The sequence below is a fragment of the Nocardioides sp. NPDC087217 genome, assembly GCF_044744805.1.
GTDB lineage: Bacteria > Actinomycetota > Actinomycetes > Propionibacteriales > Nocardioidaceae > Nocardioides.
On record NZ_JBIUZB010000003.1, the window covers coordinates 394,200 to 418,831 of the forward strand.

Annotated in this window: 22 protein-coding genes; 13 read left to right on the forward strand and 9 right to left on the reverse strand. The window is 71.1% G+C overall.

Annotation, left to right across the window (positions count from 1 at the left end):
- Window positions 1–38: 38 nt before the first annotated feature.
- From ACIO3S_RS16210 to ACIO3S_RS16220, 3 genes are read left to right on the forward strand one after another with little or no spacing between them, the layout of a single operon-like run.
- Entirely contained in the window at window positions 39–998 is a 960-nt protein-coding gene (locus ACIO3S_RS16210) for an ABC transporter ATP-binding protein (RefSeq protein ID WP_400466440.1), read from the forward strand.
- Complete coding sequence (locus tag ACIO3S_RS16215) at window positions 995–2,008, forward strand: ABC transporter ATP-binding protein (RefSeq protein WP_400465477.1); 1,014 nt, start codon at window positions 995–997, stop codon at window positions 2,006–2,008. Before ACIO3S_RS16210 ends, ACIO3S_RS16215 begins: the two co-directional genes overlap by 4 nt.
- The gene (locus ACIO3S_RS16220) at window positions 2,008–2,733 is read left to right on the forward strand and encodes a sulfite exporter TauE/SafE family protein (protein ID WP_400465480.1); all 726 of its coding nucleotides are present in this window, start codon (window positions 2,008–2,010) and stop codon (window positions 2,731–2,733) included. The genes ACIO3S_RS16215 and ACIO3S_RS16220 overlap by 1 nt, the downstream gene beginning before the upstream one ends.
- Here ACIO3S_RS16220 and ACIO3S_RS16225 read toward each other — a convergent pair.
- The 4 genes from ACIO3S_RS16225 to ACIO3S_RS16240 form a co-directional block, all read right to left on the reverse strand.
- Entirely contained in the window at window positions 2,730–3,737 is a 1,008-nt protein-coding gene (locus ACIO3S_RS16225) for a 2-hydroxyacid dehydrogenase (RefSeq protein WP_400465483.1), read from the reverse strand. The genes ACIO3S_RS16220 and ACIO3S_RS16225 overlap by 4 nt on opposite strands.
- Before the next feature lie 201 nt (window positions 3,738–3,938).
- On the reverse strand, window positions 3,939–4,751 hold the full coding sequence (locus tag ACIO3S_RS16230; protein ID WP_400465486.1) for an IclR family transcriptional regulator: 813 nt from the start codon (window positions 4,749–4,751) through the stop codon (window positions 3,939–3,941).
- A gap of 21 nt (window positions 4,752–4,772) precedes the next feature.
- Window positions 4,773–5,711 (reverse strand): alpha/beta fold hydrolase, encoded by a 939-nt coding sequence (locus ACIO3S_RS16235; protein WP_400465489.1) that lies wholly within the window; start codon window positions 5,709–5,711, stop codon window positions 4,773–4,775.
- Between the two features lie 113 nt (window positions 5,712–5,824).
- Window positions 5,825–7,540: a collagen binding domain-containing protein gene (locus ACIO3S_RS16240; RefSeq protein ID WP_400465491.1), complete on the reverse strand. Its 1,716-nt coding sequence runs from the start codon at window positions 7,538–7,540 to the stop codon at window positions 5,825–5,827.
- 364 nt (window positions 7,541–7,904) lie between these two features.
- On the opposite strand from ACIO3S_RS16240, the gene ACIO3S_RS16245 reads away from it, so the two are divergent.
- The 3 genes from ACIO3S_RS16245 (at window position 7,905) to ACIO3S_RS16255 (ending at window position 10,939) form a co-directional block, all read left to right on the forward strand.
- Window positions 7,905–8,291 carry a hypothetical protein gene (locus ACIO3S_RS16245; protein ID WP_400465494.1) on the forward strand — a complete coding sequence of 129 codons (387 nt, stop codon included), beginning with the start codon at window positions 7,905–7,907 and terminating at the stop codon, window positions 8,289–8,291.
- Window positions 8,292–8,416: 125 nt separating this feature from the next.
- Window positions 8,417–9,565, forward strand: a complete 1,149-nt coding sequence (locus ACIO3S_RS16250) for an acyl-CoA dehydrogenase family protein (RefSeq protein ID WP_400465497.1) — start codon at window positions 8,417–8,419, stop codon at window positions 9,563–9,565.
- 54 nt (window positions 9,566–9,619) lie between these two features.
- A complete protein-coding gene (locus ACIO3S_RS16255) occupies window positions 9,620–10,939 on the forward strand; it encodes a TIGR01777 family oxidoreductase (RefSeq protein WP_400465500.1) in 1,320 nt (439 codons plus the stop codon).
- Between the two features lie 3 nt (window positions 10,940–10,942).
- On the opposite strand, the gene ACIO3S_RS16260 is transcribed toward ACIO3S_RS16255, so the two are convergent.
- On the reverse strand, window positions 10,943–12,067 hold the full coding sequence (locus ACIO3S_RS16260; protein ID WP_400465503.1) for a glycosyltransferase: 1,125 nt from the start codon (window positions 12,065–12,067) through the stop codon (window positions 10,943–10,945).
- Between the two features lie 72 nt (window positions 12,068–12,139).
- Window positions 12,140–13,081, reverse strand: a complete 942-nt coding sequence (locus ACIO3S_RS16265; RefSeq protein ID WP_400465506.1) for an SDR family oxidoreductase — start codon at window positions 13,079–13,081, stop codon at window positions 12,140–12,142.
- 98 nt (window positions 13,082–13,179) lie between these two features.
- Between ACIO3S_RS16265 and ACIO3S_RS16270 the strand changes: the two genes are divergently transcribed.
- The 5 genes from ACIO3S_RS16270 (at window position 13,180) to araA (ending at window position 19,003) form a co-directional block, all read left to right on the forward strand.
- Window positions 13,180–13,848 (forward strand): endonuclease, encoded by a 669-nt coding sequence (locus ACIO3S_RS16270; protein WP_400465509.1) that lies wholly within the window; start codon window positions 13,180–13,182, stop codon window positions 13,846–13,848.
- A gap of 42 nt (window positions 13,849–13,890) precedes the next feature.
- Window positions 13,891–14,922, forward strand: a complete 1,032-nt coding sequence (locus ACIO3S_RS16275) for a LacI family DNA-binding transcriptional regulator (RefSeq protein ID WP_400465512.1) — start codon at window positions 13,891–13,893, stop codon at window positions 14,920–14,922.
- 199 nt (window positions 14,923–15,121) lie between these two features.
- Window positions 15,122–16,747, forward strand: a complete 1,626-nt coding sequence (locus ACIO3S_RS16280; RefSeq protein WP_400465515.1) for a xylulokinase — start codon at window positions 15,122–15,124, stop codon at window positions 16,745–16,747.
- Window positions 16,747–17,436 carry an L-ribulose-5-phosphate 4-epimerase gene (locus tag ACIO3S_RS16285; protein ID WP_400465518.1) on the forward strand — a complete coding sequence of 230 codons (690 nt, stop codon included), beginning with the start codon at window positions 16,747–16,749 and terminating at the stop codon, window positions 17,434–17,436. Before ACIO3S_RS16280 ends, ACIO3S_RS16285 begins: the two co-directional genes overlap by 1 nt.
- Before the next feature lie 40 nt (window positions 17,437–17,476).
- Entirely contained in the window at window positions 17,477–19,003 is a 1,527-nt protein-coding gene (gene araA / locus ACIO3S_RS16290) for an L-arabinose isomerase (protein WP_400465521.1), read from the forward strand.
- Here araA and ACIO3S_RS16295 read toward each other — a convergent pair.
- The 3 genes from ACIO3S_RS16295 to ACIO3S_RS16305 form a co-directional block, all read right to left on the reverse strand.
- On the reverse strand, window positions 18,991–19,971 hold the full coding sequence (locus ACIO3S_RS16295; RefSeq protein ID WP_400465524.1) for an NAD-dependent epimerase/dehydratase family protein: 981 nt from the start codon (window positions 19,969–19,971) through the stop codon (window positions 18,991–18,993). The genes araA and ACIO3S_RS16295 overlap by 13 nt on opposite strands.
- A 74-nt stretch (window positions 19,972–20,045) precedes the next feature.
- The gene (locus ACIO3S_RS16300; RefSeq protein ID WP_400465527.1) at window positions 20,046–21,446 is read right to left on the reverse strand and encodes an FAD-binding oxidoreductase; all 1,401 of its coding nucleotides are present in this window, start codon (window positions 21,444–21,446) and stop codon (window positions 20,046–20,048) included.
- A 32-nt stretch (window positions 21,447–21,478) separates the two neighbouring features.
- Window positions 21,479–22,726: an alpha-hydroxy acid oxidase gene (locus tag ACIO3S_RS16305; protein WP_400465530.1), complete on the reverse strand. Its 1,248-nt coding sequence runs from the start codon at window positions 22,724–22,726 to the stop codon at window positions 21,479–21,481.
- Between the two features lie 76 nt (window positions 22,727–22,802).
- Between ACIO3S_RS16305 and ACIO3S_RS16310 the strand changes: the two genes are divergently transcribed.
- Both ACIO3S_RS16310 and ACIO3S_RS16315 read left to right on the forward strand, forming a co-directional pair.
- Window positions 22,803–23,924, forward strand: a complete 1,122-nt coding sequence (locus tag ACIO3S_RS16310; protein ID WP_400465532.1) for a mandelate racemase/muconate lactonizing enzyme family protein — start codon at window positions 22,803–22,805, stop codon at window positions 23,922–23,924.
- A complete protein-coding gene (locus tag ACIO3S_RS16315; protein WP_400465535.1) occupies window positions 23,921–24,607 on the forward strand; it encodes a FadR/GntR family transcriptional regulator in 687 nt (228 codons plus the stop codon). Before ACIO3S_RS16310 ends, ACIO3S_RS16315 begins: the two co-directional genes overlap by 4 nt.
- Window positions 24,608–24,632 lie beyond the last annotated feature (25 nt).

Genomic DNA, 24,632 nt, shown 5'->3' on the forward strand with positions numbered 1-24,632 from the left:
CCCTGACCGAGAAGGCCGTCGCCCTCGACGTCGACGGCATGAGCGTCGACATCCGTACGCCCCATGGTGTCGTCCGAGCCGTCGACAAGGTGACCTTCCAGGCACGCCGGGGCGAGACCCTCGCGCTGCTCGGGGAGTCGGGCTGCGGCAAGTCGATGACCGCCACCGCGGTCGTCGGCCTGCTGGAGCCGGTCGCCGACGTGACCGAGGGGGCCGTCCGCATCACCGGTGATGGTGGCACCACCGACCTGCGGACGGCCTCGGCGAGGCGCCGGCGCGACATCGCCGGCAAGGAGCTGGCGATCGTCTTCCAGGACGCCCTCACCGCGCTCAACCCCGTCTACACCGTGGGCACCCAGCTGGCCGAGCCGTTCCGGATCCACCGCGGCCTGTCCAAGAAGGCCGCCCGGCAGGAGGCCATCGAGCTGATGCGCCGGGTCGGCATCCCCGAGCCGGAGACCCGGGTCGACTCCTACCCGCACCAGTTCTCCGGCGGCATGCGCCAGCGGCTGCTGATCGCGATCGGCGTGGCGCTGTCGCCGGCGGTGCTGCTCGCCGACGAGCCGACCACCGCGCTCGACGTCACGGTCCAGGCCCAGATCATGAGCCTGCTCAAGGACCTGCGCGAGGAGCGGGACATGGCGGTCGTGCTGATCACCCACGACCTCGCCCTGGTCTTCGAGCAGGCCGACCGGGTCGTGGTGATGTACGCCGGCAACGTGGTCGAGCAGGGCCTGGTCGAGGAGGTCTTCGGCGCTCCGAAGCACCCCTACACCGCCGGCCTGCTGGAGTCGGTGCCCGTGCACGCCGAGCGCGGTGCGGAGCTCAAGTCGATCGGTGGCTCGCCGCCCGAGCTGGCCGCCATCCCGGCCGGCTGCGTCTACCAGGACCGCTGCCTGATCGCCCGCGACCGCTGCCGCGAGGAGCGGCCCGCGGCCCGCGAGGTCGCCCCCGGCCACCTGTCCGCCTGCCACTTCCCCGACGAGGTGAACCGATGACTGACGCACCCCTTCTCGAGGTCCGCGACCTCACCAAGATCTTCCCGGTACGCCACGCCGGAAAGCGCAAGGAGCTGCGAGCGCTCGACGGTGTCACCCTCGACCTGCACCGGGGCGAGACGCTCGGCCTGGTGGGGGAGTCCGGCTGCGGCAAGTCCACGCTGGCCCGCACGCTGCTCATGCTGGAGACCCCCGACGGCGGCTCCGTACGCTTCGACGGGGTCGACCCGACCACGACCAAGGGCGCCGACCTGCTGGCGTTCCGGCGCCGGGTGCAGATGGTGTTCCAGGACCCGTTCGCCTCGCTCAACGCCAGGATGTCGGCGGGCGACATCGTGGGCGAGCCGTGGCGTACCCACACCGGTCTGTACAGGACCTCGCGTGAGCGGGCGGCTCGGGTGCGCGAGCTGCTGGACCTCGTCGGGCTGCGGCCCGGCGACGCCGGGAAGTATCCGCAGGAGTTCTCCGGGGGTCAGCGGCAGCGTCTCGGGATCGCCCGCGCGCTCGCGCTCAACCCCGACGTGATCGTCTGTGACGAGCCGGTCTCCGCGCTCGACCTGTCGGTGCAGGCACAGGTGCTCAACCTGCTCAACGACCTGCAGCAGGAGCTCGGGGTGGCGTACCTGTTCATCTCGCACGACCTGTCAGTGGTGCGGCACGTCGCCGACCGGGTCGTGGTGATGTACCTCGGACGGATCGTCGAGCAGGGAGAGACCGAGTCGACGTTCGAGCGGCCTCAGCATCCCTACACCGGGGCGCTCCTGTCGGCGGCGCCCTCGCTCGACCACGAGCGTCGGCGCGAGCAGATCATCCTGTCCGGCGAGATCCCCTCGCCGCTCAACCCGCCGTCCGGCTGCCGGTTCCGGACCCGCTGCTGGAAGGCGACCGACGAATGCGCCACCGCGCTCCCGCCGCTCGCCATCGATCCGGTCGACGGCGCTCACACCGCGGAGTGCTTCCACCCGTTGGGGGCTGAGGAGCAGGAGCTGGCCTCGGCACAGGCGGGCTGATGGGACTCTCGCTCGGGTCCTTCGCGCTCGTCGCTGTCGCGGTCGTCCTGGCCTCGGCCCTGCAGGCGTCCATCGGCTTCGGCATGGGGATGCTCGCCGCGCCCGTCGTCGCGCTGGTCGACCCGGCGCTGCTACCCGGCACGCTGGTGATGTTGGCCTTCGTGGTGACGATCATGGTCGTCGTCTCCGAGCGGCAGCACATCGATCTGGGTGGCACCGGCTGGGCGCTGTTCGGCCGGGTGCCCGGGACGATCGCGGGGGCGCTGCTCGTCGCGGCGCTGCCCGAGCGGGGTCTCGCCCTGATGCTGGCCGCTGTGGTGCTGACCGGGGTAGCGCTCAACTCGCTGGGCTGGCAGCCGCGGCCGGTGCGCGCCAACCTCGTGGCCGCGGGTGCGGCCTCGGGGCTGCTCGGCACCGCCACCTCGATCGGCGGTCCGCCGATGGCGCTGGTGTGGCAGCAGAAGGAGGGCGCCGGGCTGCGCAGCTCGATGAGCACGTTCTTCCTCGTCGGCTCGGCCCTGTCGTTCCTCGCCCTGGCCGCCACCGGCTCCGTCGACCAGCGCACCCTGCTGGTCACCGCCGCGCTCGTGCCCGCTCCGTTCCTGGGGTGGGGCCTGTCGCTGCTGCTCAACCGGGTGATGTCGCCGGTGCGATTGCGGCGTACGGCGATCGCGGTGTCGATCTTCGGCGCCGTCATGCTGGTGGCCGACCAGCTCCTCGGCTAGCTCCTCGCCACCGGGTTGCGCAGCGGCCGGCCCTCGGCGAGTGCGTCGACGTTGTCGGTGATGTCCTGCGCACGGCCGGCGAACACCTCCGCGGTGTGCCCCGACTGGTGCGGGGTCAGCACGACGTTCGGCAGCTTCGCGAAATCGAGGTACGAGGGAGGGGGAGCGTCGGGGTCGCGGGGGTTGCGCCACCACACGTCGATGCCGGCACCGGCGATCGTGCCGGCGGTGAGTGCGTCGTGGAGCGCCTGCTCGTCGACCACGGCGCCGCGGGCGACGTTGACCAGGACAGCGCTCGGCCGCATCGCGGCGAGGGCGGCGGCATCGATGAGCCCGCGGGTCGCATCGCTCAGCGGCACGGTCACGACGACCACGTCGGAGGTGGCCAGCAGGTCGTGCAGGGCCGAGTCGGGCCCGACCCAGTCCAGCTCGACGCCCTGCGGCAGCGGGGCGTCGGGGTTGCGGCGTACGGCCCGGACCTTCATCCCCATCGCGGAACCGAGCCGGGCGACGCTGGAGCCGATCTCGCCGAAGCCGACGATGCCCAGGGTGCGACCGGCCAGCACGCCGCCGAAGGGGTAGTCGTCGGAGACGATCGCGTTGCTCCACACGCCGCGGCGCATGTCGGCCTCGGACCGCAGGACGCCGCGCAACAGCATCATCGACACCATCACCACGTGCTCGGCGATGGAGCGGCCGTGGTGGTAGGTGTTGGCCAGACGTACGTCGCCGGGCAGCGCCGCGAGCGGGATCCTGTCCACGCCGGCACCGGTCACGTGCACCAGCCGGAGCCGGGGCATCGCGGCCAGCAGCTCCGGAGTCGTCGAGGAGCAGACCAGCACCTCGGCCGTCGCGGCGGCCTCGGCGAGCCGAGGGTCGTCACCCCACGCGAACGTCCACGTGTGCGGCGAGGCGCCCTTCCGGGTCAGCACGTCGGTGAACCGCGCCATGATCGGCTCGGTCACCAGCACGTTCAGCGGCGTGGTGGGAGAGGTGGAGGGCACGTCCGCGATTGTGTCATGCGTCTACATCCGTGGACAAGGTCTCATATGGGGTGGACAGCGATGCCGGGAGGCGGTGCAGGAGTACCCGGTTAACCGGGTATTCCTGCACTTCTCGGGCATTGCAACGCCAGAGAAGTGCAGGAATTGCCAGAGAAGTCCAAGCTGGCGCCGGCAGCGGACGCTCTCGGGATTGGTCGCGGCTCAGGCCCACGTGAGGGAGTTGCGGATCGGGCCGACGACGCGGACGATCCGGTCCGCTGCCTGGCGCAGCGCGGCGATGACCTCGGCCTCCCGCTCAGGGGTGAGCCGGGCGATCGGGATGGAGGCGCTGATCGCGTCGGAGACCGGCTCGTCGTAGTGCAGGGCGACGGCGATGCAGCGCAGCCCGAGGGTGTTCTCCTCGTTGTCGATCGCGTAGCCGCGCCGGCGGGTCGCCTCGAGCTCGGCGGCCAGTGCGCCCCGGTCGGTGAACGTGTGCGGCGTGAGCGGTGCGAGCTCGGCCGGCAGATGGTCGGCGACCTGGTCCTCGGGTCGCGCGGCCAGGACCGCCTTGCCCAGCGCAGTGGAGTAGGCCGGGAGCCTGCGGCCGACGCGGCTGTAGGGGCGCAGGTACTGCGACGACTCGCGGGTGGCGAGGTAGACCACGTCGGTGCCGTCGAGACGCCCGAAGTGGAAGGTCTCGTCGAGCTGCTCGCGGAGCTCGACGAGGAACGGGGTCACCTGGGGCAGGTAGGGGTCGGTGTCGAGGTAGCTGGTGCCGGCCAGCAGGGCCCGGATGCCGATGCCGTAGAGCGTGCCGGTCGCATCGCTGCGTACCCAGCCGTGCTTGGCGAGCGTGCGGAGCAGGGCGTGCAGGCTGCTGCGGGGAACCCCGAGCGCCTCGCTCAGCTCGCGCAGCCGCACCGGGCGGTTCTGGCGCGCGGCGAGGAACTCGAGGATCTCCACCGTACGGGCGGCGGACTTCACCTCGCGAACCCCTCCGGTGGCGGCATCGGGTGCGGCAGCGTCGTTCATGTCCGCAGGGTAATGCGCGGGTCAGATGCCCGTCCACGTATGAAGATCGTCTTCCGGTTCGGGGCCGTTGCGCAGCCGGGTCTGCCATCCATGCTGATCCCAGATCGCCGGCTTGGTGCTCCGGATGAACTGTTCGACGGCCATCACGAAGCGGCCCGGGTCGGAGCGGAACGGGAAGTGGCCGGCGCCCTCGAACACCTCGAGCATGGCCTGCGGCATCGCCGCCTGCGCCTGCTCGGCGTGGCGGTAGGGGATGACGCCGTCGCGGTCGCCCCAGATCATCAGCAGCGGAATGTTCGAGGCCAGATAGGAGCGATCGAGCATTGTGACGACCTGGCCGCGCCAGTCGACGACGGCGCGCAGGGTCCGGGCGAACGCCTGGCGGGACTGGTTGTCCGGGAACGCGTCGACGATCCTGGTCAGGTCCGGCGCATCGACGCCGAGATCGTGATCGAAGCGACGTAACAGGCCGAGGGAGGCGGACAGCCCGGTGCGTGAGATCGGCAGTCGCAACAGCTTGAGCAGCTCTGGCGCCATCGGCAGGGTCGCGAGTCGCAACCAGGTCGAGACACCGCGTCCGGAGCCGCCGTTGGAGACCAGCACGATCCGCTCGACCAGCTGCGGGTACTGGTAGGCGAGCTGCATCGCCACACCGCCGCCGAGCGAATGGCCGACGAGGGTGACTCGCTCCACGTCCAGCACGGAGAGCAGGTCGCGCATGCCGTTGGCGAACCCGCCGATCGAGTAGTCGGCGCGTGGCTTGTCGGAGTCGCCGTGCCCGAGGAGGTCGGGCGCGATGACCAGATGATTCTGGGCGAACATCGGCAGGACGTCCTCCCACGTCCGCGAGCTGTCGCCGATCCCGTGGATGAACATGATCGCGGAGCCGTCACCGCCGATGCGGAACGCGCGCTTGTATCCGTGGATCACCCGCGACTGCTGCTCGATCACCCGCGCCATGATGGCACGGTAATCGCCATGGGTTTCGATCATGTTGCCGCTGCGCCGGCGGGGCGCCCGAAGGGGCCGCCCGGTGAACCGGGCGGCCCCGCGGTTGGGGTGGATGTGGGGGATCAGGGATCGATCACGATGGTGCAGGTGACCGTCCGTGGTGACGGGTCGATCGCGATGCCCTCATGGGTGATCGTGTCGTCCCAACCGGTGGCGGTGCCGGTGTCCGGCGTGACGCCGGTGTTCTCGCAGGTCATCGACGTCAGGCTGGTCTCGCCCGAACCGCCGTCACGGAAGTTGACCTGGATGTCGGCGAGCGGCGCGTTGGTGAACGTCGCGACCGCCGCACCGGTCGGCTGGTTGTCGGTGCAGTTCGTCCCGCTGACCACGGTGACGGTCTGTGCGCCGCCGGGGGCGTCGGCGTAGCCGGGAGGCGGCGACGTCTCCGTCACGTCGTAGTCCCCGAGGGAGAGGCCCGATACGCAGACCTCGCCGACGTCGGGATCCTGGTCGCCGGTGCCGTTGTCGGTGACGCTGGTGCCGTCGTAGGAGAAGACCGCTCCCGGGTTGGTGACCGCTCCTCCCTTCGTGCTGTTCTTCAGGATCTTCAGCGCCCCGAGCTGGAGCTCGTTGGTGTAGGTGCAGTCGAGTACGTCGGTGTCCTCGTTGATCGCGAATGTCACCGTCGCGCCGTTGATGCTCGGCGTGACTCCGGTGCTGGCATCGCAGTTCACGCTGACGAAGCTCCAGTCGGACGGGATCACGTCCTCGACGACGGTGTAGCCGGAGCCGAAGAGCACGGTCTTGCCGTAGTCCTTCACCCCGTCATCCTGGAGCGTGAACGTGTTCGCGGAGGTGGGGTCGGTGCTGAACGCCTTGGTGTAGCCGAAGTTGGTGGCGTTGGGGTCCTCGTCCGGGAGCGTCTGCTTGCGGATGATCACCTGACCACAGTTCTGCAGGTTGATGCCGACGGGTGCCACGAAGTCCTTCAGCTGCGAGGTGAAGGAGTCCGAGGAGCGGCTCTTCAGCATCGCGCTGCCGAACGATGTGCACTTGTTGGGCTGGAACAGGAGCCGTAGGTCGAGCTGAGCCTCACCGAAGGTCCGTGCCTGCTTCGAGCCGGAGGCGATCAGCCCATCGGAGTCCGCGGCGGGGATGGGCGAGGAGTTGATGGTGCCGGCCGCGCACGGAGCGCCGCCGCAGGTGGCGGACGGGACGTCCAGGTCGGTGGTCGGACCCCAGGCGGTGCCGGTCCATCGGCGTGCGGAGATGTCCGCACGGGAGCCGCCCTGGTCGATGGCGTACTCGATGAGCAGGTCACCGGCGGTGCGGACGACGTTGGGCCCGGAGGCGCACTTCGTGCTGGACTGGTTGAACTCGAAGTCCATCAGCGTGGTGCCGCTCGGGTCGCTCACCCGGCTCCAGGCGAGGTTCAGGAATCCGGGGTGCGTTCCGGTGCCGGCCTCCCGGTAGACGTGGAAGCTCAGCAGGTCGCTCTTGTTCGGCGGGATCGAGTCGGTCACCTCACCGGGACAGGAGGTGTCCTCCTTGACGCCTCCGGCGTAGGAGTTGTCGCCGGTGCCGTTGACCTTGTCGGTGGCCCGGGTCTCGGTGACGTTGGCCCAGTCGAGCGAGGGGGCCGGGTCGTCGACCTTGAGGTTGGCGTCGACGTCGATCTCGAAGTTGCTGCCGGCGAGGCTGGCCTCGGGATGAGACGCAGCGGCACCGGAGGCGACGAGCGTCGTGGCGACGAGGGCGGTGGCGCTCAGCGCCGCCAACCTCTTGAAGAGCCTCGGCTTGGTGGCGCGAGGCATGAGCGGGCTCGGTGTCGAGCGCATGGCGTGTCCCCTTTCAGAGACCTCGCGGTCGCTGTCAACGTGGGAGGGCGGGGCCCGCTTCCCAGATGCGGGGCTCCGTCGGCGCGCGCGGCTGCGGCCTGGACGGATGGTGTCTTCAGCGGGGGAGGGGCATCGGGTGGGGGTTCGATGCTCGTTCCTCGTTACTCGATCGTTATCCCGCTCGGGGTATTTGCGCATGCCGAAGATCGGGTATCCGGGTGTTCGAGCTCCCTGAGGGATCTGGTCCCTCCCGCAGCCCTTACCTGCCCGTTACCGAACCTCAACGGCTCGGTCATCCCGTCCCCGGACCATGGATACCGAGGACCTTCCCCCCACCTGTCCCGACCATGTGAAGGAGCCGGAGATGGCAGCTGAGGCGACACGTCCCGTGGGACAGATCGACGTCCCGAACAGATTCCACCGCGAGAGCCGCATGGCCCGGTTCATCCGGTGGGCCGATGACTACACGCTGTGGGCGTTCAACCCGCCCGATGCGCTGGCGCCGGGTGGATCCCCGACCCGCCGGGCCATCGCCGATCTGCCGGACGACCCGGCCGCGACGCTCCGTGACCTCGAGAACCAGCGCTGCCAGGTCGACCGGCATCTCGCGGATCTGAACGACGAGAGCGCGCGAGCCGTACGGCTGTTGCGGCGCCGCGGCTGGTCGTTCGGGCGGATCGCGGCGGAGACCGGGATCAGCAACCAGCGCGTCGCCCAGCTCGCACGTAGCTCGCTGGGCGCCGCCAGGTGACGATCCTGTCTTGCTGCTCCTGAGTTGTGCCATAGGGCTCTCGGCGTTCAGACCATGGGGAAGAATCCGCGGGTGGAGCGTCTTCGTTCAGACGCCTTGATCCCCCGCACGAAGGAGCAGCACCCATGGAGCCCGACGAGTTCACGTCGATCCTCGACGCCGTCCGCGCGTTCGTCCGCAAGGAGGTCGTCACGGCCGAGGACGAGATCGAGGAGACCGACCAGATCCCCGACCGGCTCCGGCAGCAGGCCGCGGCCATGGGGCTGTTCGGCTATGCCATCCCGGAGGAGTACGGCGGTCTCGGCTTCACCATGTCCGAGGAGGTCCGGCTGGCGATGGAGCTCGGCTGGACCACGCCGTCGTTCCGCTCGATGTTCGGCACCAACAACGGCATCGCCGGCCAGGTGCTGGTCAACTGCGGCACCGAGCGGCAGAAGCAGCAGTACCTGCCCGGTCTGGCCAGCGGTGAGCTGGTGGCCTCGTTCGCGCTCACCGAGCCCGAGGCCGGCTCCGACCCGAGCGGCCTGCGCACGCGCGCGGTCCGTGAGGGCGACGCGTACGTCATCAACGGGCAGAAGCGCTTCATCACCAACGCGATCTGGGCCGACCTGCTGATGGTGTTCGCCCGCACCGGAGACCTCGACGAAGGCGCGAAGAACATCTCGGTGTTCGTGGTGCCGACCGACACCCCCGGCGTCACCATCGGTCCGAAAGACCACAAGATGGGCCAGCGCGGCGCGGTGACGTCCGAGATCTTCCTCGACGGCGTCCGAGTGCCCGCCGAGAACCTGGTCGGCGAGGTCGAGGGCGAGGGCTTCTCCGCGGCGATGCGATCGCTGGCCAAGGGCCGGCTGCACATCGCCGCCCTGACCGTCGGCCTGGCGGACCGGCTGATCGAGGAGAGCCTGCGCCATGCCACGACCAACAGCCAGGGTGGCCAGAAGCTGGCCGAGTTCCAGCTGATCCAGGCGATGCTCGCCGAGAGCCGGACCGAGGCGTACGCCGGTCGCGCGATGGTGCTCGAGGCCGCCCGCAGCTGGGACGACGGCAGCGACCGGCGTACGGCGCCGTCGCTGTGCAAGCTGTTCTGCACCGAGGCGGTCGACCGGATCGCCGACCGCGCGGTTCAGATCCATGGCGGCCTCGGCTACATGCGCGAGGTGCCGGTCGAGCGGTTCTACCGCGACGCGCGGCTGTTCCGGCTCTACGAGGGCACCAGCGAGATCCAGAAGCTGATCATCGCCAAGCAGATGGTGAAGGACTTCCGGGGGTGAGCGAGTAGCTCGAGGGAGGTTGTACGTCTGCGCGATCCGCGCGAGGCTGCTGGCATGACGCCCCCGCTGGTCCGGGTCCACACGCTGACGACGCGCGTCGAGGCGCCGGTCGAGGAGGTCTTCGGGTGGCATCGGCGCCCGGGAGCGATCCGCCGGCTGACGCCTCCGTGGACGCCGGGGGAGGTGCGGGTAGAGGCGGCCGACCTCGCCGACGGGACAGCGGTGATCTCGCTCGGCCGCGGGGTGGACTGGGTGGCCCGTCACGATCCCAACGCCTACGACCCACCGCACCTGTTCACCGACCGGCTCGCCTCGCTGCGGCCGCTGACATGGACCCACAGGCACGAGTTCGCCGCCGACGGCGACGCGACCCTGGTCACCGACCGGGTCGAGACGAACGTGCTCGGGCGGATGGTGGACCGGATGCTCGGCTACCGTCACGATCAGCTGGTCGCCGACCTCGCCGCCCACCGCAGGGCGTACGCAGCGGGCAGGTCGCTCACCATCGCGGTCACCGGCTCGAGCGGGACCGTCGGGCGCGCCCTGGTCCCGTTCCTCACCAGCGGCGGCCATCGGGTGATCCGGCTGGTTCGGCACCCGCCGGCGGGGGAGGGAGAGCGCCACTGGGATCCGTCGGCGCCCGGCTCGGACGTGCTCGACGGGGTGGACGCGGTCGTCCATCTGGCCGGGGCGTCCATCGCGGGCCGCTTCACCGCGGCGCACAAGGCGGCCATCCGCGACTCCCGGATCGAGCCGACCCGACGGCTCGCCGAGGCGGCGGCAGGCAGCGGCGTACGCACCTTCGTCAGCGCCTCCGCGATCGGGATCTACGGCGCCGACCGCGGCGACGAGATCCTCACCGAACCCTCGGTCCGGGGCACGGGCTTCCTCGCCGACGTGGTCGCCGACTGGGAGGCGGCGAGCCGGGTGGACGGGCCACGGGTGGTCCAGGTCAGGACCGGGATCGTGCAGACGCCCGCCGGGGGAGCGCTGAGGCTTCAACGACCGCTGTTCGCGGCCGGTCTGGGTGGCCGGCTCGGGAGCGGTGAGCAGTGGCTGAGCTGGATCGGCATCGACGACCTGGTCGACGTCTACCACCGCGCGGTCCTCGACGAGACGATCGTCGGCCCGGTCAACGCGGTCGCCCCCGAGACGGTCACCGGCCGGGTCTACGCCCAGACCCTCGCGCACGTCCTCCACCGGCCCGCGCTCCTGCCCACGCCGGCCCTCGGCCCACGGCTCCTGCTCGGCAGGGAGGGCGCCGGGGAGATGGCGCTGGCGAGCCAGCGCGTCGAGCCGGCTGTTCTCGGGAGCCAGCACCAGTTCCGTCACCCGACGCTGGAGGCGGCGCTACGTCACGTACTCGGTCGTTGAGGGTCAGGCCACGCCGCTCAGCAGCAGTTCCGCGGCCACGGCCGCCCCGTCGCCCCGGGCGTCAGCGGCCATCGCGGTCGCCCGCGCTCGGACCTCCGGCGCCAACGCCGGGCCGAGAGCGGCGGTGAGCGACTCGACCGTCGGTGCGGCGCCGTCGTGGGCGACCCCGATGCCGAGCGCGGCCACCCGCCCGGCCCAGTAGGTCTGATCGCCGGCCTGCGGCACCACCAGCTGCGGCGCGCCGGCCCGGTATGCCGTCGTCATGGTGCCCGCGCCGCCGTGGTGGACGACGGCGGCGACCCGGCCGAAGAGCCGCTGGTGGTTGACCTCGCCGACGACGAAGCAGTCGTCACGGCCGTCGATGACGTCCAGCCCAGCCCATCCGCGCCCGATGACCACGCGACGGCCGTGCGCGCGGATGGCCTCGACCGCGACCCGCACGCTCTCCTCGCCGACTGTGCGCATGCTGCCGAAACCGACGTACACCGGCTCCTGCCCCGCGTCGAGGAAGCCCAGCAGGTCGGCCGGGAGCGGACGGTCGTCATCGAGCATCCAGGCGCCGGTCTGCACGACGTCGAGCCTGGAGGTCCCGTGCCATGGACCCAGGGTGGGATCGGCCGCGAGTAGGGGACTAGTGGTGAACATGAACTCGGTGACATCGCTGACCGGCGGCAGCTCGATCGAGGCCCGGTGGGCGTCGACCGGCTCCTTGAACAGCTCGTTGAAGCCGCGCCCGTCCAGACCGTCGACGACGTCCGGGCAGAAGAGGACGTAGTGGTACGGGACGCCCCTGCGCTCGGCGACCGAAGGCGCGACGAACTGCGACATCGCGGTCGCTACCACCACGTCACAGCCCGCGGCGGCCTCGGCCACGGTGTCGTACTGCGCCGTGATGAAGTCGGTCACCCGCTGGTGACGCTCCTCGGACGTCGGCGGCCGCTCCCACGACCGCCACGGCTTGAGGAACGGCACGTGCGGCACACCCTCCCGCTCCAGCAGGTCGACGAACTCCTCGTCCGGCGGCGCGCACATCCGCACCTCCGCGCCCCGTTGCTGCAGCTGCACCGCGAGCGCGACCAGCGGCTCGACGTCTCCCCGTGACCCGTACGTCGACAACAGCACGCGCATCCATGGCTCCGTTCTATGGACATCGGGCCGCGCCCGAGAATGACGGCAGCATAAGACTCCAGCGCCGCCGGGTCAGGATGTCGGGAGCGCGGTCCTGGTGAGGCTCTCGGAGAGCTCCCACAGCCGGGCGGCGTCCTCGGCGACCAGCGGACGGTAGAGCGCCTGCTCGGCGGGAGCGCCACCGAGGTGCCCCGGCCCGCTGGGGCCGTAGAGCCGGCCGCCGGTCGCCTCGGGCGAGGTGGCGGCCAGCAGGGCGGGAAGGGCTGCGGTCTCGGGGGTTCCCAGGAGGATCCCGCGGGCCGAGAGCCAGCGGATCATGCGTACGGAGAGGGTGTCGGTCGTGCGGCCGATCTCGGGTCGGGCGGCCAGCAGGTTGGTCGGCGCGACGCCGGGGTGGGAGAGGTTGCTGGTGATGCCCCAGCCGTTGGCCTGGCTGCGTCGGTCCAGCTCCAGCGCGAAGAGACCGACGGCGATCTTCGACTGGCTGTAGGCCTTCATGTCCTCATAGCTCTGCTCCCAGTTGGGGTCCTCCCAGTTGACCGCGCCGCGCCTCGCGGCGACGCTGACCTGCGACGTCACCCGGGCCTGCCCGGCTCGCAGCAGCGGCAGGATCCGGGCGACGAGGGCGAAGTGACCGAGATGGTTGGTGCCGAACTGGAGCTCGAACCCGTCGGCGGTCGTCTGCCGCTCCGGCGGAGTCATCACGCCTGCGTTGTTGATCATGATGTGGAACGGCTGGTCCTCGCCCAGCAGCGTCTCGGAGAGCGCCGCCACCGACGACAGCGAGGACAGGTCGAGGTCGCGCAGCGAGATCTGGGCCTCCGGGACGTGTCCGCGGATCGTGGCCAGCGCCTTCTCGCCCTTGCTGGCGTTGCGGACGGGCATCACGACCTCGGCCCCGGCCGCCGCCAGCCGGGTGGCCATCACCAGGCCCATGCCGTCGCTGGCCCCGGTGACCAAGGCTCGCTTGCCGGACAGGTCGGGGATCGTGATGTCGATGGGTCGACGTGGCATCGGTCTGCTCCTGGAGAGTGGCTCTTAGGTCGAATCCATCCTCGGTCGCCCACCAGGATCTATCCAGGGTCTGCCGATCCCAGCCTGCGAGGCAGCGCATGGGCCCGGTCAGCGGTGGGTACGTCGACGGGGTGAGCAAACGGGACCGCGACGTGGTGCGGCGTCTGCTGGACGCCGGCGGCACGACGTACGCCGAGGAGGCCGGCATCCGGCTCCGGGACAAGCCATCGCCGCTCTATCGTCTCCTCGTCCTGGCGATGCTCTCCTCGACCCGGATCTCGACCGACATCGCGGTCGCTGCGGCGCGCGAGCTGTCGTCCGCCGGATGGCGTACGCCGCACCGGCTGCTCGACTCGACCTGGCAGCAGCGGGTGGATGCCCTCGGCCGGGCCCATTACCGCCGCTACGACGAGAGCACCGCGACCAAGCTCGAAGAGCAGGCGCAGTGGCTGCTGGAGACCTGTCGCGGCGACCTGCGCCGGCTCCGCCCGACCTCGCACGACGGCGCCGACGCCCTGATCGACGCGCTCACCGAGTCGCCCCGCATCGGCCCGGTGGGCGCCCGGATCTTCTGCCGTGAGGTGCAGGACGTGTGGCCCGAGCTGTCGCCCTTCCTCGACGGCCCGCTCCTCGACCAGGCTCGTGACCTCGGCCTGCCCGACGACCCCGACGAGCTCGCGTCGCTGGTCCCCGGGGGACGCTGTGCCCCGCTCGCGGCGGCCCTCACCCGAGCACGTCACGGGCGTCCCGATCTCGAGGAGACCTGAGGCAGTCCCGCTGCCCGCGGAGATCCCGCTTAGGATCACCGCATGGTCAACGGGGAGTCGAAGAACGCGCCGAGCATGGCAGATGTCGCGGCCCGGGCAGGGGTCTCGCACCAGACCGTGTCCCGGGTCGTCAACGGCTCCGACGCCGTACGTGGCGACACCCGCGACCGGGTGCTGGCGGCGATCGAGGAGCTGGGCTACCGGCGCAACAAGTCGGCACGCGCTCTGGTCACGCGGAAGTCGGGACGCCTGGGCCTGCTCTACACCCAGCCGCACCTCTACGGTCCGGGCACGCTGGCCGCCTCGGTGCACCAGGCCGGTCAGAAGGCCGGCTACGACGTCATCCTGAGCCCCGTGCCGCACCTGGAGGCGACCTCGGCGGAGCGGGCGATCGAGGCGCTCCTCGACGACGCGGTCGAGGCCGTGCTCCTCGGCGTCTCGCACCAGTCGTTCGAGGACCTGGTCGCTCAGCTCACGGAGACGGTCGAGGTCGTGATGATCCACAGCGACCCGCCGGCGGGGGTGCGCTCGGTGGGGATCGACCAGCACGCCGGAGCAGTGCTGGCCACGCAGTACCTGCTGGACATCGGCCACCGCAACATCGCCCACGTGGCCGGTCCGGTCGGCTGGATCGACGCCCGGCAGCGCCGGGAGGGATGGATGGCCGCGCTCCGGGACAGTGACGTGCAACCCGGGCCCGAGATCTTCGGTGACTGGTCGAGCAAGAGCGGTTACGAGGCCGGGGCCGAGATCGCCCGGGACCCCTCGGTCACCGCGGTCTTCGCCGCCAACGACTCGATGGCGCTCGGCGTGATCCGGGCGCTGCACGAGGCCGGCCGCCGGGTCCCGCAGGACGTGAGCGTCGTCGGCTTCGACGACGTCCCGGACGCCGCGTACCTCTGGCCTCCGCTGACCACCGTCCGGCAGGACTTCGCCTCCCTGGGCGAGCTCGCCGTCGAGGTGGCCACGAAGGCCATCGCCGACGGCACCGTCGAGGTGCCGCCGCTGCTGCAGCCCGAGCTGGTCGTGCGCTCCTCGGCCGCCCCGCTGTCTCCTCGCCGAGACGTCGGTTAGGTCGGCCGAGACGTCAGTTAGGTCGGCCGAGTTGGCACGACGTTGCCCACTCGGCCGACGGGAGCGACGCTTCGGCCGACCGGAGTGACGCTTCGGTAAGAGCTCTACGGGGAACCCAGCGGTAACCTGCCCGTCATATGTTAGCGTTCACATCGCCTCGAAACCCCACCCCGAGCCGACGGGCAGAAACGGAGCCGTGATGACGCAGCGAGCAGGCCACCTGCCTGACCTCGGAGAGACCTCGCTCGGCATCGAGCTGGGCTCCACCACCATCAAGGCGTGCCTGATCGGGCCCGATCACGCGACCGTCGCCACCGGGTCCCATCTGTGGGAGAACGAGCTCGCCGACGGCCTGTGGACCTACTCCCTCGAGGCGGTCTGGGCGGGCGTACAGGGCGCGGTCGCAGCCCTCGGTGACGAGGTCGAGCGCCGCTACGGCACCCGCCCGACCACGTTCGGGTCGATCGGCGTCTCGGCGATGATGCACGGCTACCTCGCCTTCGACGATGCCGGCGAGCTGCTGGTGCCGTTCCGTACGTGGCGCAACACCAACACCGCCGTCGCCGCCGCCGAGCTGTCGGAGATCTTCGGCACCAACATCCCGCTGCGCTGGTCGGTCGCCCACCTCTACCAGGCGATCCTCGACGACGAGCCCCACCTGCCCAAGATCGCCTCGCTCACCACGCTCGCGGGCTACGTCCACCGGGCGCTGACCGGCGAGCACGTGCTCGGCGTCGGCGACGCCTCCGGCGTCTTCCCCATCGACCCGGCCACCGGAACGTACGACCAGCGGATGCTCGAGCAGCTGGGTCACCTGGCTGCCGCCAAGCGCCCCGGCCTGCGGGTCGAGGGGCTGCTCCCGCAGGTGCTCCCGGCAGGCGCCGCCGCCGGCCGGCTCACCCCCGACGGCGCCGCGCTGCTCGACCCGACCGGCACGCTCCAGCCCGGCATCCCGCTGTGTCCGCCCGAGGGCGACGCCGGCACCGGGATGGTCGCCACCAACTCCGTCGCCAAGCGCACCGGAAATGTCAGCGCCGGGACCTCGATCTTCGCGATGGTCGTCCTCGAGGCGCCGCTGGCCACCGTCCACCACGCCATCGACATCGTCACCACCCCATCCGGCGACCCGGTCGCGATGGTGCACTGCAACAACGGCGCCAGCGAGCTCGACGCCTGGGCGGGGGTCTTCGGTGAGTTCGCCGCCGCGCTCGGCCACCCCTGCGAGCCCGACGACGTCTTCGGCGCCCTGCTCACCGCCGCGCTCAAGGGCTCGCCCGACGGCGGTGGCCTGCTGGCCTACAACTACCTGGCCGGTGAGCCGATCACCGGCCTCGACGAGGGTCGTCCGCTTTTCGTACGCACCCCCGGCAGCCGTCTCGACCTCGCCGGGTTCGCCCGCGCCCAGGTCTACGGCGTCTTCGGCACCCTCGCCCTCGGCATGCGCGTACTCGCCGACCAGGGTGTCCAGATCGACGCGATGTTCGCCCACGGTGGCCTGTTCCGCACCGCGGGCGTCGCGCAGCGGCTGCTCGCCGCCGCCATCGGCGCCCCGGTCGCGGTCGGCCGCACCGCCGGCGAGGGCGGTGCCTGGGGGATCGCGGTCCTGGCGGCGTACGCCCGGGCCGCCGAGGCCGAAGGCGACCTCAGCCTGAGCACCTATCTCGCCGAGCGCGTCTTCGGCGACATCGACCTCGAGGTCGTCGAGCCAGACGCCGCCGATCTCGCCGGGTTCCGGACCTACCTCGAACGCTACGAGGCCGGGCTCGACATCGAGCGCGCCGCCGTGGCCTCGCTCGCCCCCGACGCAGCAGAAGGAGACCAGTGATGACGGGCGTACCCGCCGCTCTTCGCGCCGCCGTCGACGCCGCCAAGGAGCGTGTCGCGTCGCTGCATGCCGAGCTGCCCCGCTGGGAGCTGGTCGTGTGGACCGCCGGCAACGTCTCCGAGCGCGTGCCGAACCCCGACGGTGAGGACCTGCTGGTCATCAAGCCCTCCGGCGTCGCCTACGAGGACATCACCGCCGAGGCGATGGTCGTTTGCGACCTGGCGGGCAACCTCGTCGAGGGCGAGCGGTCGCCGTCCTCGGACACGGCCGCCCATGCGTACGTCTATGCCAACATGCCCGAGGTCGGGGGAGTGGTCCACACCCACTCCACCTACGCCACCGCCTGGGCCGCCCGCGGGGAGGAGATCCCCTGCGTGCTCACGATGATGGCCGACGAGTTCGGCGGACCGGTCCCGGTCGGCCCGTTCGCGATCATCGGCGACGACTCGATCGGGCGCGGCATCGTGGAGACGCTGCGCGAGTCGCGCAGCCCTGCGGTGCTGATGCGGAACCACGGTCCCTTCACCATCGGCAAGGACGGCCGCTCCGCGGTCAAGGCCGCGGTGATGTGCGAGGAGGTCGCCCGCACGGTGCACATCGCGCGCCAGCTCGGCCAGCCGCTGCCGATCGACCAGGGCCACATCGACTCGCTCTACGACCGCTACCAGAACGTCTACGGCCAGCACTGAGCTGCCCGCCCCCCGAATCTCAGCACTGGAAGGACCCCACATGAGCAAGCCCGCAGCGTTGAAACCCTATGGCGACCGCGAGGTCTGGTTCTTCACCGGCAGCCAGGACCTCTACGGCGAGGAGACCCTTCGTCAGGTGGCAGAGCAGTCCCAGGAGGTCGCCCGCGCCCTCGACGGTTCCTCGGACGTACCGGCGAAGGTCGTGTGGAAGCCCGTCCTGAAGGACTCCGCGGCGATCCGCCGCGCGATGCTCGAGGCCAACTCCGACGACAACGTCCTCGGCGTCATCACCTGGATGCACACCTTCAGCCCGGCCAAGATGTGGATCGCCGGACTGGACGCCCTCCAGAAGCCGCTGCTGCACCTGCACACCCAGGCCAACGTCGAGCTCCCCTGGTCGGAGATCGACATGGACTTCATGAACCTCAACCAGGCCGCGCACGGCGACCGTGAGTACGCCTACATCGCGACCCGCCTCGGCGTCGCCCGCACCACCGTCGTCGGCCACGTCTCCAACCCGGCGGTCACCCGCCGGGTCGGCACCTGGGTCCGCGGCGCCGCGGGCTGGGACGCCACCCACGGGCTCAACCTGGTCCGCTTCGGCGACAACATGCGCAACGTCGCGGTCACCGAGGGCGACAAGACCGAGGCCGAGCTGCGCTTCGGCGTCTCGGTCAACACCTGGGGCGTCAACGACCTGGTCTCCGCGGTCGAGGCGGTGTCGGAGGAGACCGTGGATGCGCTGGCCGCCGAGTACGAGGCCCTCTACGACGTCGTCCCCGAGCTCCGCAAGGGCGGCGAGCGCCACGACTCGCTCCGCTACGCCGCGCGTCAGGAGATCGCCATGGAGGCGTTCCTGGTGGAGCGCGACGCGAAGGCCTTCACCACCAACTTCGAGGACCTCGGTGGTCTGCGCCAGCTCCCCGGCATCGCCGTGCAGCGGCTGATGAGCAAGGGCTACGGCTTCGGCGCCGAGGGCGACTGGAAGACCGCCGTGCTCGTGCGTGCCGCCAAGGTGATGGGGGAGGGGCTGCCCGGTGGCGCCTCTCTGATGGAGGACTACACCTACGACCTCACCCCGGGCGCGGAGGTCATCCTCGGTGCCCACATGCTCGAGGTCTGCCCCTCGCTGACCACCTCCACCCCGCGCGTCGAGATCCACCCGCTCGGGATCGGCGACCGCGAGGACCCGGTCCGGATGGTCTTCGACGCCGACACCACCGTGGGCGCCGTGGTCGTCTCCCTGGCCGACATGCGCGACCGGTTCCGGCTGACCGCCAACGTCGTCGACGTCGTCCCCCCGACCGAGGCGCTGCCCAATCTGCCCGTCGCGCGCGCCGTCTGGACCCCGCGTCCCGACTTCGCGACCTCGGCCGAGGCCTGGCTGACCGCCGGCGGCGCCCACCACACGGTGATGTCGACGGCCGCCGGGATCGAGGCCTTCGAGGTCTTCGCGAACATCGCCCGCACCGAGCTGCTGGTCATCGACGAGTCCACCACCCGCCGCGGCTTCGCCGACCAGGTGCGGTGGAATCAGGTGTTCTACCGGGTCGCTCAGGGGCTCTGACGCCAGGCGTCGAGGAGCTCGGCCTCGCGGGTGGGCGAGATGCCGGTGACGTACGCATCGGGGGAGGCCTGCAGCCAGGCGAGGGTGTCTCGGGCGGTCTCGGCGATCGGGCGGGTGGTGAGACCGGTCGCCAGGGCCGAGGTGGTGTCGTGGGCGAGCATCCCGTCGTACTCAGGGCGGGGGAGCCACAGCGGGATCGAGCCGGAACCTGACCAGGGGTCGACCTCGTTGGCCTGCAGGAAGTCCTGGGGGAGCCAGGTCCAGGTCGGGATGGCGCCGACGCCGCTCGCGGTCTCGGTCAGCAAGGTGCTGATCGGCATCGACGGGCCGGTGGCGTCGAAGGTGCCCTCCACCCGGGCGGTGGCGCAGTGGAGGATCCAGTCCGCCAGGTCGCGTACGTCGATGACCTGGGTGCTGTCGTCGGGCGAGCCGGGAGCGAGGATCTCGCCGCCGGCTTTCAGGCGCTGTGGCCAGTAGGAGAACCGCCCGCTGGGGTCCCCAGGGCCCACGATCAGGCCGGGGCGGACGACGGTGGCCGAGGCTGCACCCGCCCGGACGAGCTCCTCGCAGGCGACCTTCATCGAGCCGTACGCATCGGGGCCGTCGTCCTCGACGTCGTCCGTCGTCGGAGCGAGGACAGGGAGCGCGTCCGGGGTGCCGCCGGGGGTGCCGTGGTCGGCGTACACGCTGATGGTCGAGACGAAGACCCAGTGGGCCTCGCTGAAGGCCGCGACGGCAGAGCGAACCCACGAGGGGGTCCGGGCCACGTCGACGACCGTGTCGAACTCGGCAGTCGTCAAGGCGGAGGGAGGTTTCTCGGTGCGGTCCCACGGCACCAGCTCCGCGCCCCCCGGGACGGTTCCCGACCGGCCGCGCGCTGCGCAGACCACCTCGTGACCGCTGCGTACTGCCGCCTCCGCCACTGCGCGGGAAAGGAAGACTGTGCCGCCGAGCACCAGGATTCGCATGCGGACACGCAATCACCTGCGAGCGCCACGCGGCAAGCGGTTCTGCTTCAGGCAGATCCCGGAGACCGGAAGACTCACAGCACCTTGCGAGGGTTCATGACCCCGTCGGGGTCGATCGCCTGCTTGACGGCGCGCATGAGATCGACCTCGACACCCGTCTTGTACGCAGCGGCAGCATCCCGCTTGAGCGTGCCGATGCCGTGCTCGGCTGAGATGCTGCCGCCGAGCGCCGTGACGGCGTCGTAGACGATCCGGGTCAGGGTGGGAGCGTCCCGTTTCAGGGCCGCGTCGTCGCCGACCGGCGCGGAGATGTTGTAGTGCAGGTTGCCGTCCCCGATGTGTCCGTACGTCACCAGCCGCAGCCCCGGCAGCGCCTCCAGCAACAGAGGCCCGACCTCGGCGACGAACCGGGACAGCGCCGTGATCGGCAGGGTGACGTCGTGCTTGAGGGTCGCACCCTCGCTCTTCTGCGCCTCCGAGACGCCTTCGCGCAGCGCCCACAGCGACTCGCGCTGAGCGGGGCTGCCGGCGACCACGGCGTCGAGGAGCAGCCCATCCTCGGCAGCCGCCGCGAGAGCCGACTCGAGGCGCTCGTCGACGTCGACGGAGGTGCCGGCGATCTCGACGAGGCCGTACCACTCGTGCCGGTCCGAGAACGGGTCGCGGACGCCCGGCAGGTGGGCGAGGACCAGGTCGACGGCCTGGCGTCCGAGCAGCTCCCAGGTGGTCAGCTGCCCGCCGCCGTGCTCGCGCAGCAGCGGAAGCAGGGCGGTCGCCGCCTCGACCGACTCCAGCGCCACGAACGCTGTCGCCCGGCGCGGGGTCGCCGGCAGCAGCCGCAGCACCGCCGCGGTGACGACGCCGAGCGTGCCCTCGGAGCCGATGAACAGCTGCTTGAGGTCGTAGCCGGTGTTGTCCTTGCGCAGCGGGCGCAGGCCGTCCCAGACCCGGCCGTCGGGGAGCACGACCTCGAGGCCGAGTACCAGCTCGCGCATCATCCCGTAGCGCAGCACCGCGGTGCCGCCGGCGTTGGTCGCGATCGTGCCGCCGATCGTGCACGAGCCCTCCGAGCCGAGGGAGAGCGGGAAGAGCCGCCCGGCTTCGCTGGCGGCCTCCTGGACGGTCGCCAGCGCGGTGCCGGCCTCGACGGTGAGGGTGTCGGCGACCGGGTCGACCTCGCGGATGCGGCGCATCCGGCCGAGCGAGAGCACGACCTGGTCGCCGCCGGAGTCCGGTACGCCGCCGCCGACGAGGCCGGTGTTGCCGCCCTGCGGGACGACCCCGACGCCTGCCGCCGCGCACAGCCGGACCGCGGTGGCGACCTCGGCGGTCGAGGCCGGGCGCACCACCGCGAGGGCGGTGCCGGTGAAGCTGCCGGTCCAGTCGGTGACGTACGCCGCCATGTCGGCCGGATCGGTCAGCACGGCGCTGTCGCCGAGGGCGGCGCGTAGGTCGTGAACGAGGTCGGTGGTCACGGTTCTCCTTCGGTCGGTGGGGGCGGCCGCAGTCATGAAGACCGCAGCCGAACGTGCTCGGGGCCGATCGAGGCGATGTCGGGGGTGCCGAGCAGGCACATCGCCCGCCGCAGCTCCTCGACCAGCAGCGTCAAGGTGGCGTCGACGCCCTGCTGCCCGGCGACCATCAGGCCGTAGAGGTAAGGCCGGCCGATCACCACGCCGCGGGCGCCGAGGCCGAGCGTCGCCGCGATGTCGCCGCCCGAGCGGACGCCGGAGTCGACGTACACCTCGGCCCGGTCGCCGACCGCGTCGACGACCGCCGGCAGCAGCTCCAGCGGCACCGGGGCGCGGTCGAGCTGACGGCCGCCGTGGTTGGAGAGCACCAGCGCGTCGGCCCCGGCCTCGACACAGGCGATCGCGTCGGCGACCGAGAGCACACCCTTGACCACCACCGGGCCGTTCCAGTGCTCCTTGAGCCAGCCGATGTCGGAGGGCCGGATCGCCTGCTCGCGCAGCTCGTTGGACATGCCCCAGCGGCCGTAGTGCGACCCCTCGGGGAACGTCGCGAACCGCAGCGGCTCGGTGGTCAGGATGTTGGCGACCCAGCCGGGATGGCGGGTCATGTCCGCGAACGTACGCAGGCTCAGCTGGGGCGGGATCGCGAACCCGTTGAGCTTGTCCTTGCGCTTCATCCCCGTCACGGTCGTGTCGATGGTCAGCATCAGCGCCTCATAGCCCTGCGAGGCGGCCTCGGTGATGTGGTCGAGAGTCACCGCCCGGTCCTTCATCAGATAGACCTGGAACCAGTTGCGTCCCTGCGGAGCCGCGTGCGCGACGTCGGTGATCGAGGTCGTCGCGTACGTCGAGAGCGTGTAGGGCAGCCCGGCCGCGGCTGCCGCCGCTGCGACCGCCCGCTCGCCGGTGTGGTGGCTGAGCCGGGTGTAGCCGGTCGGGGCCAGCACGATGGGTGCCGCCGCGGGCCGCCCGAGGATCGAGGTACGCACCTCCGGATCGCCCACCTGGCCGAAGGCCGTGGGCCGCAGCTCCACGCTGTCGAAGGCCGCCCGGTTCCGGCGCATGGCGTGCTCGCCGTCCGAGCCGCCGTAGACGTAGTCCCAGACCGCCGTCGGCACCCGCCGGCGCGCGGCCCGCTCCAGGTCGTCGACGCTGAGGCAGCGGGCCAGCCTGCGGTCGGCCGCCCGCCACCGGAACGGCCGCGGTCGCAGGAAGGGCGCGAGATCGCGCCATCGGGGGACCTGCCGGACGAACTGCCGGACAACCTGAGAATCGGCGGCCACGCTCTGGACTCCTCACCACTCATCGGATAAGTTCTGAACTTGTCATACAACTTAGCCCATCGAGGAGCATCCCGCCATGGCCGCCGACCGCATCACGTCACTGACCCTCTCCCACGTCGTCCTCCCGCTCGAGAACCCGGTCAGTGACGCCAAGGTGCTCACTGGGCGGCAGAAGCCGCTCACCGAGACCGTGCTGCTCTTCGTCGAGGTGACCACCGAGCAGGGCTTCGAGGGCATGGGCTTCAGCTACTCCAAGCGCGCCGGTGGCCCGGCGCAGTACGCCCACCTCAAGGAGATCGCCCAGGTCGCCATCGGCCAGGACCCCTCGGACATCGCCAAGATCTACGAGTCGCTGATGTGGGCCGGTGCCTCGGTCGGCCGCAGCGGCGTCGCGACCCAGGCCGTGGCCGCCCTCGACGTGGCGCTCTACGACCTCAAGGCGCGCCGCGCCGGCCTGCCCCTGGCCAAGCTGCTCGGCGCCCACCGCGACTCCTGCCGCGTCTACAACACCTCCGGCGGCTTCCTCCAGGCGAGCGTCGAGGAGATCAAGGAGAAGGCCACCGCCTCGCTCGAGGCCGGCATCGGCGGCATCAAGATCAAGGTCGGCCAGCCCGACTGGGCCGAGGACCTGCGCCGCGTCGCCGCCCTGCGCGAGCACCTCGGCGACACCCCGTTCATGGTCGACGCCAACCAGCAGTGGGACCGCGCCCGCGCCCGCCGGATGTGCCGTGAGCTCGAGCAGTTCGACCTGATCTGGATCGAGGAGCCGCTCGACGCCTGGGACGCGGTCGGCCACGCCGACCTGTCGCGTACGTTCGACACCCCGATCGCGACCGGCGAGATGCTGACCTCGGTGCCCGAGCACATGGCGCTCATCGACGCCGGCTACCGCGGCATCGTGCAGCCCGACGCGCCGCGCATCGGCGGCATCACCCCGTTCCTGAAGTTCGCCACCCTCGCCGCCCACGCCGGTCTGGCGCTCGCGCCGCACTACGCGATGGAGATCCACCTGCACCTGGCCGCGGCCTACCCGACCGAGCCGTGGGTCGAGCACTTCGAGTGGCTCAACCCGCTCTTCGAGGAGCGCATCGACATCCACGACGGCCAGATGTGGGTGCCGGACCGTCCGGGTCTTGGCTTCACGCTCAGCGACCAGATGCGCAAGCTCACCGTGGAGACGGCTAAGTTCACAGCATGACAGTCAGCACCGGGCTCGCCGACCGCGTCGTCTCCGGGATCAAGGACCAGATCCTGGCCGGGGACCTCGCTCCGGGGGCGAAGCTTCCCTCGGAGTCCGACCTGGTCGGCACCTATGGCGTGTCGCGGACGGTGGCGCGCGAGGCGGTCACCCGCCTGCGTGCCGAGGGCCTGGTCGAGACCTTCCAGGGGCGCGGCTCGTACGTCCTGGCGGTGCCGGAGCCCTCGCCGTTCGCGCTGGAGTCCTCCGCGATCCGCACCCAGCACGACGTGCTCGACATGGTCGACTTCCGGCTCGGCGTGGAATGTGAGGCGGCGGCCCTGGCCGCCGCCCACCTCGACGAGCAGGGCTCGCGCGCCATCGAGGAGGCGCTCGCCGCGCTGGCCAAAGCGCATCCCGACGGCGCGGTGGAGGCCGACTTCGCCTTCCACCGCGCCGTCGCGGCCGCGACCGGCAACCGCTTCTACCTCGACCTGATGGACTCGATGGGTCCGATGATGATCATGCTGCCGCGCACCCGCCTCGGCGACGCGTACTCGCCCAGCGACGCGCTGCACGTCGAGCGGGTGCAGCGCGAGCACGACAACATCGCGGCCGCGATCCTCGCCGGCGACGCCGACACCGCCCGGGCCGCGATGCGGGTGCATCTGGGCGGCACCCGCAGGCGTCTGCAGCAGCGCTGACGTCGCCCTGGTGAGAACAAGGAGC

Bases quoted from the DNA above. Each gene is read 5' to 3' on its own strand.
- ACIO3S_RS16210 (WP_400466440.1), top strand. From the start codon at position 39: ATGAGCGTCGACATCCGTACGCCCCATGGTGTCGTCCGAGCCGTCGAC.
- ACIO3S_RS16215 (WP_400465477.1), top strand. From the start codon at position 995: ATGACTGACGCACCCCTTCTCGAGGTCCGCGACCTCACCAAGATCTTC.
- ACIO3S_RS16220 (WP_400465480.1), top strand. From the start codon at position 2,008: ATGGGACTCTCGCTCGGGTCCTTCGCGCTCGTCGCTGTCGCGGTCGTC.
- ACIO3S_RS16230 (WP_400465486.1), bottom strand. From the start codon at position 4,751: ATGAACGACGCTGCCGCACCCGATGCCGCCACCGGAGGGGTTCGCGAG.
- ACIO3S_RS16235 (WP_400465489.1), bottom strand. From the start codon at position 5,711: ATGGCGCGGGTGATCGAGCAGCAGTCGCGGGTGATCCACGGATACAAG.
- ACIO3S_RS16240 (WP_400465491.1), bottom strand. From the start codon at position 7,540: ATGCGCTCGACACCGAGCCCGCTCATGCCTCGCGCCACCAAGCCGAGG.
- ACIO3S_RS16245 (WP_400465494.1), top strand. From the start codon at position 7,905: ATGGCAGCTGAGGCGACACGTCCCGTGGGACAGATCGACGTCCCGAAC.
- ACIO3S_RS16250 (WP_400465497.1), top strand. From the start codon at position 8,417: ATGGAGCCCGACGAGTTCACGTCGATCCTCGACGCCGTCCGCGCGTTC.
- ACIO3S_RS16255 (WP_400465500.1), top strand. From the start codon at position 9,620: ATGACGCCCCCGCTGGTCCGGGTCCACACGCTGACGACGCGCGTCGAG.
- ACIO3S_RS16260 (WP_400465503.1), bottom strand. From the start codon at position 12,067: ATGCGCGTGCTGTTGTCGACGTACGGGTCACGGGGAGACGTCGAGCCG.
- ACIO3S_RS16265 (WP_400465506.1), bottom strand. From the start codon at position 13,081: ATGCCACGTCGACCCATCGACATCACGATCCCCGACCTGTCCGGCAAG.
- ACIO3S_RS16270 (WP_400465509.1), top strand. From the start codon at position 13,180: ATGGGCCCGGTCAGCGGTGGGTACGTCGACGGGGTGAGCAAACGGGAC.
- ACIO3S_RS16275 (WP_400465512.1), top strand. From the start codon at position 13,891: ATGGTCAACGGGGAGTCGAAGAACGCGCCGAGCATGGCAGATGTCGCG.
- ACIO3S_RS16280 (WP_400465515.1), top strand. From the start codon at position 15,122: ATGACGCAGCGAGCAGGCCACCTGCCTGACCTCGGAGAGACCTCGCTC.
- ACIO3S_RS16285 (WP_400465518.1), top strand. From the start codon at position 16,747: ATGACGGGCGTACCCGCCGCTCTTCGCGCCGCCGTCGACGCCGCCAAG.
- araA (WP_400465521.1), top strand. From the start codon at position 17,477: ATGAGCAAGCCCGCAGCGTTGAAACCCTATGGCGACCGCGAGGTCTGG.
- ACIO3S_RS16295 (WP_400465524.1), bottom strand. From the start codon at position 19,971: ATGCGAATCCTGGTGCTCGGCGGCACAGTCTTCCTTTCCCGCGCAGTG.
- ACIO3S_RS16310 (WP_400465532.1), top strand. From the start codon at position 22,803: ATGGCCGCCGACCGCATCACGTCACTGACCCTCTCCCACGTCGTCCTC.
- ACIO3S_RS16315 (WP_400465535.1), top strand. From the start codon at position 23,921: ATGACAGTCAGCACCGGGCTCGCCGACCGCGTCGTCTCCGGGATCAAG.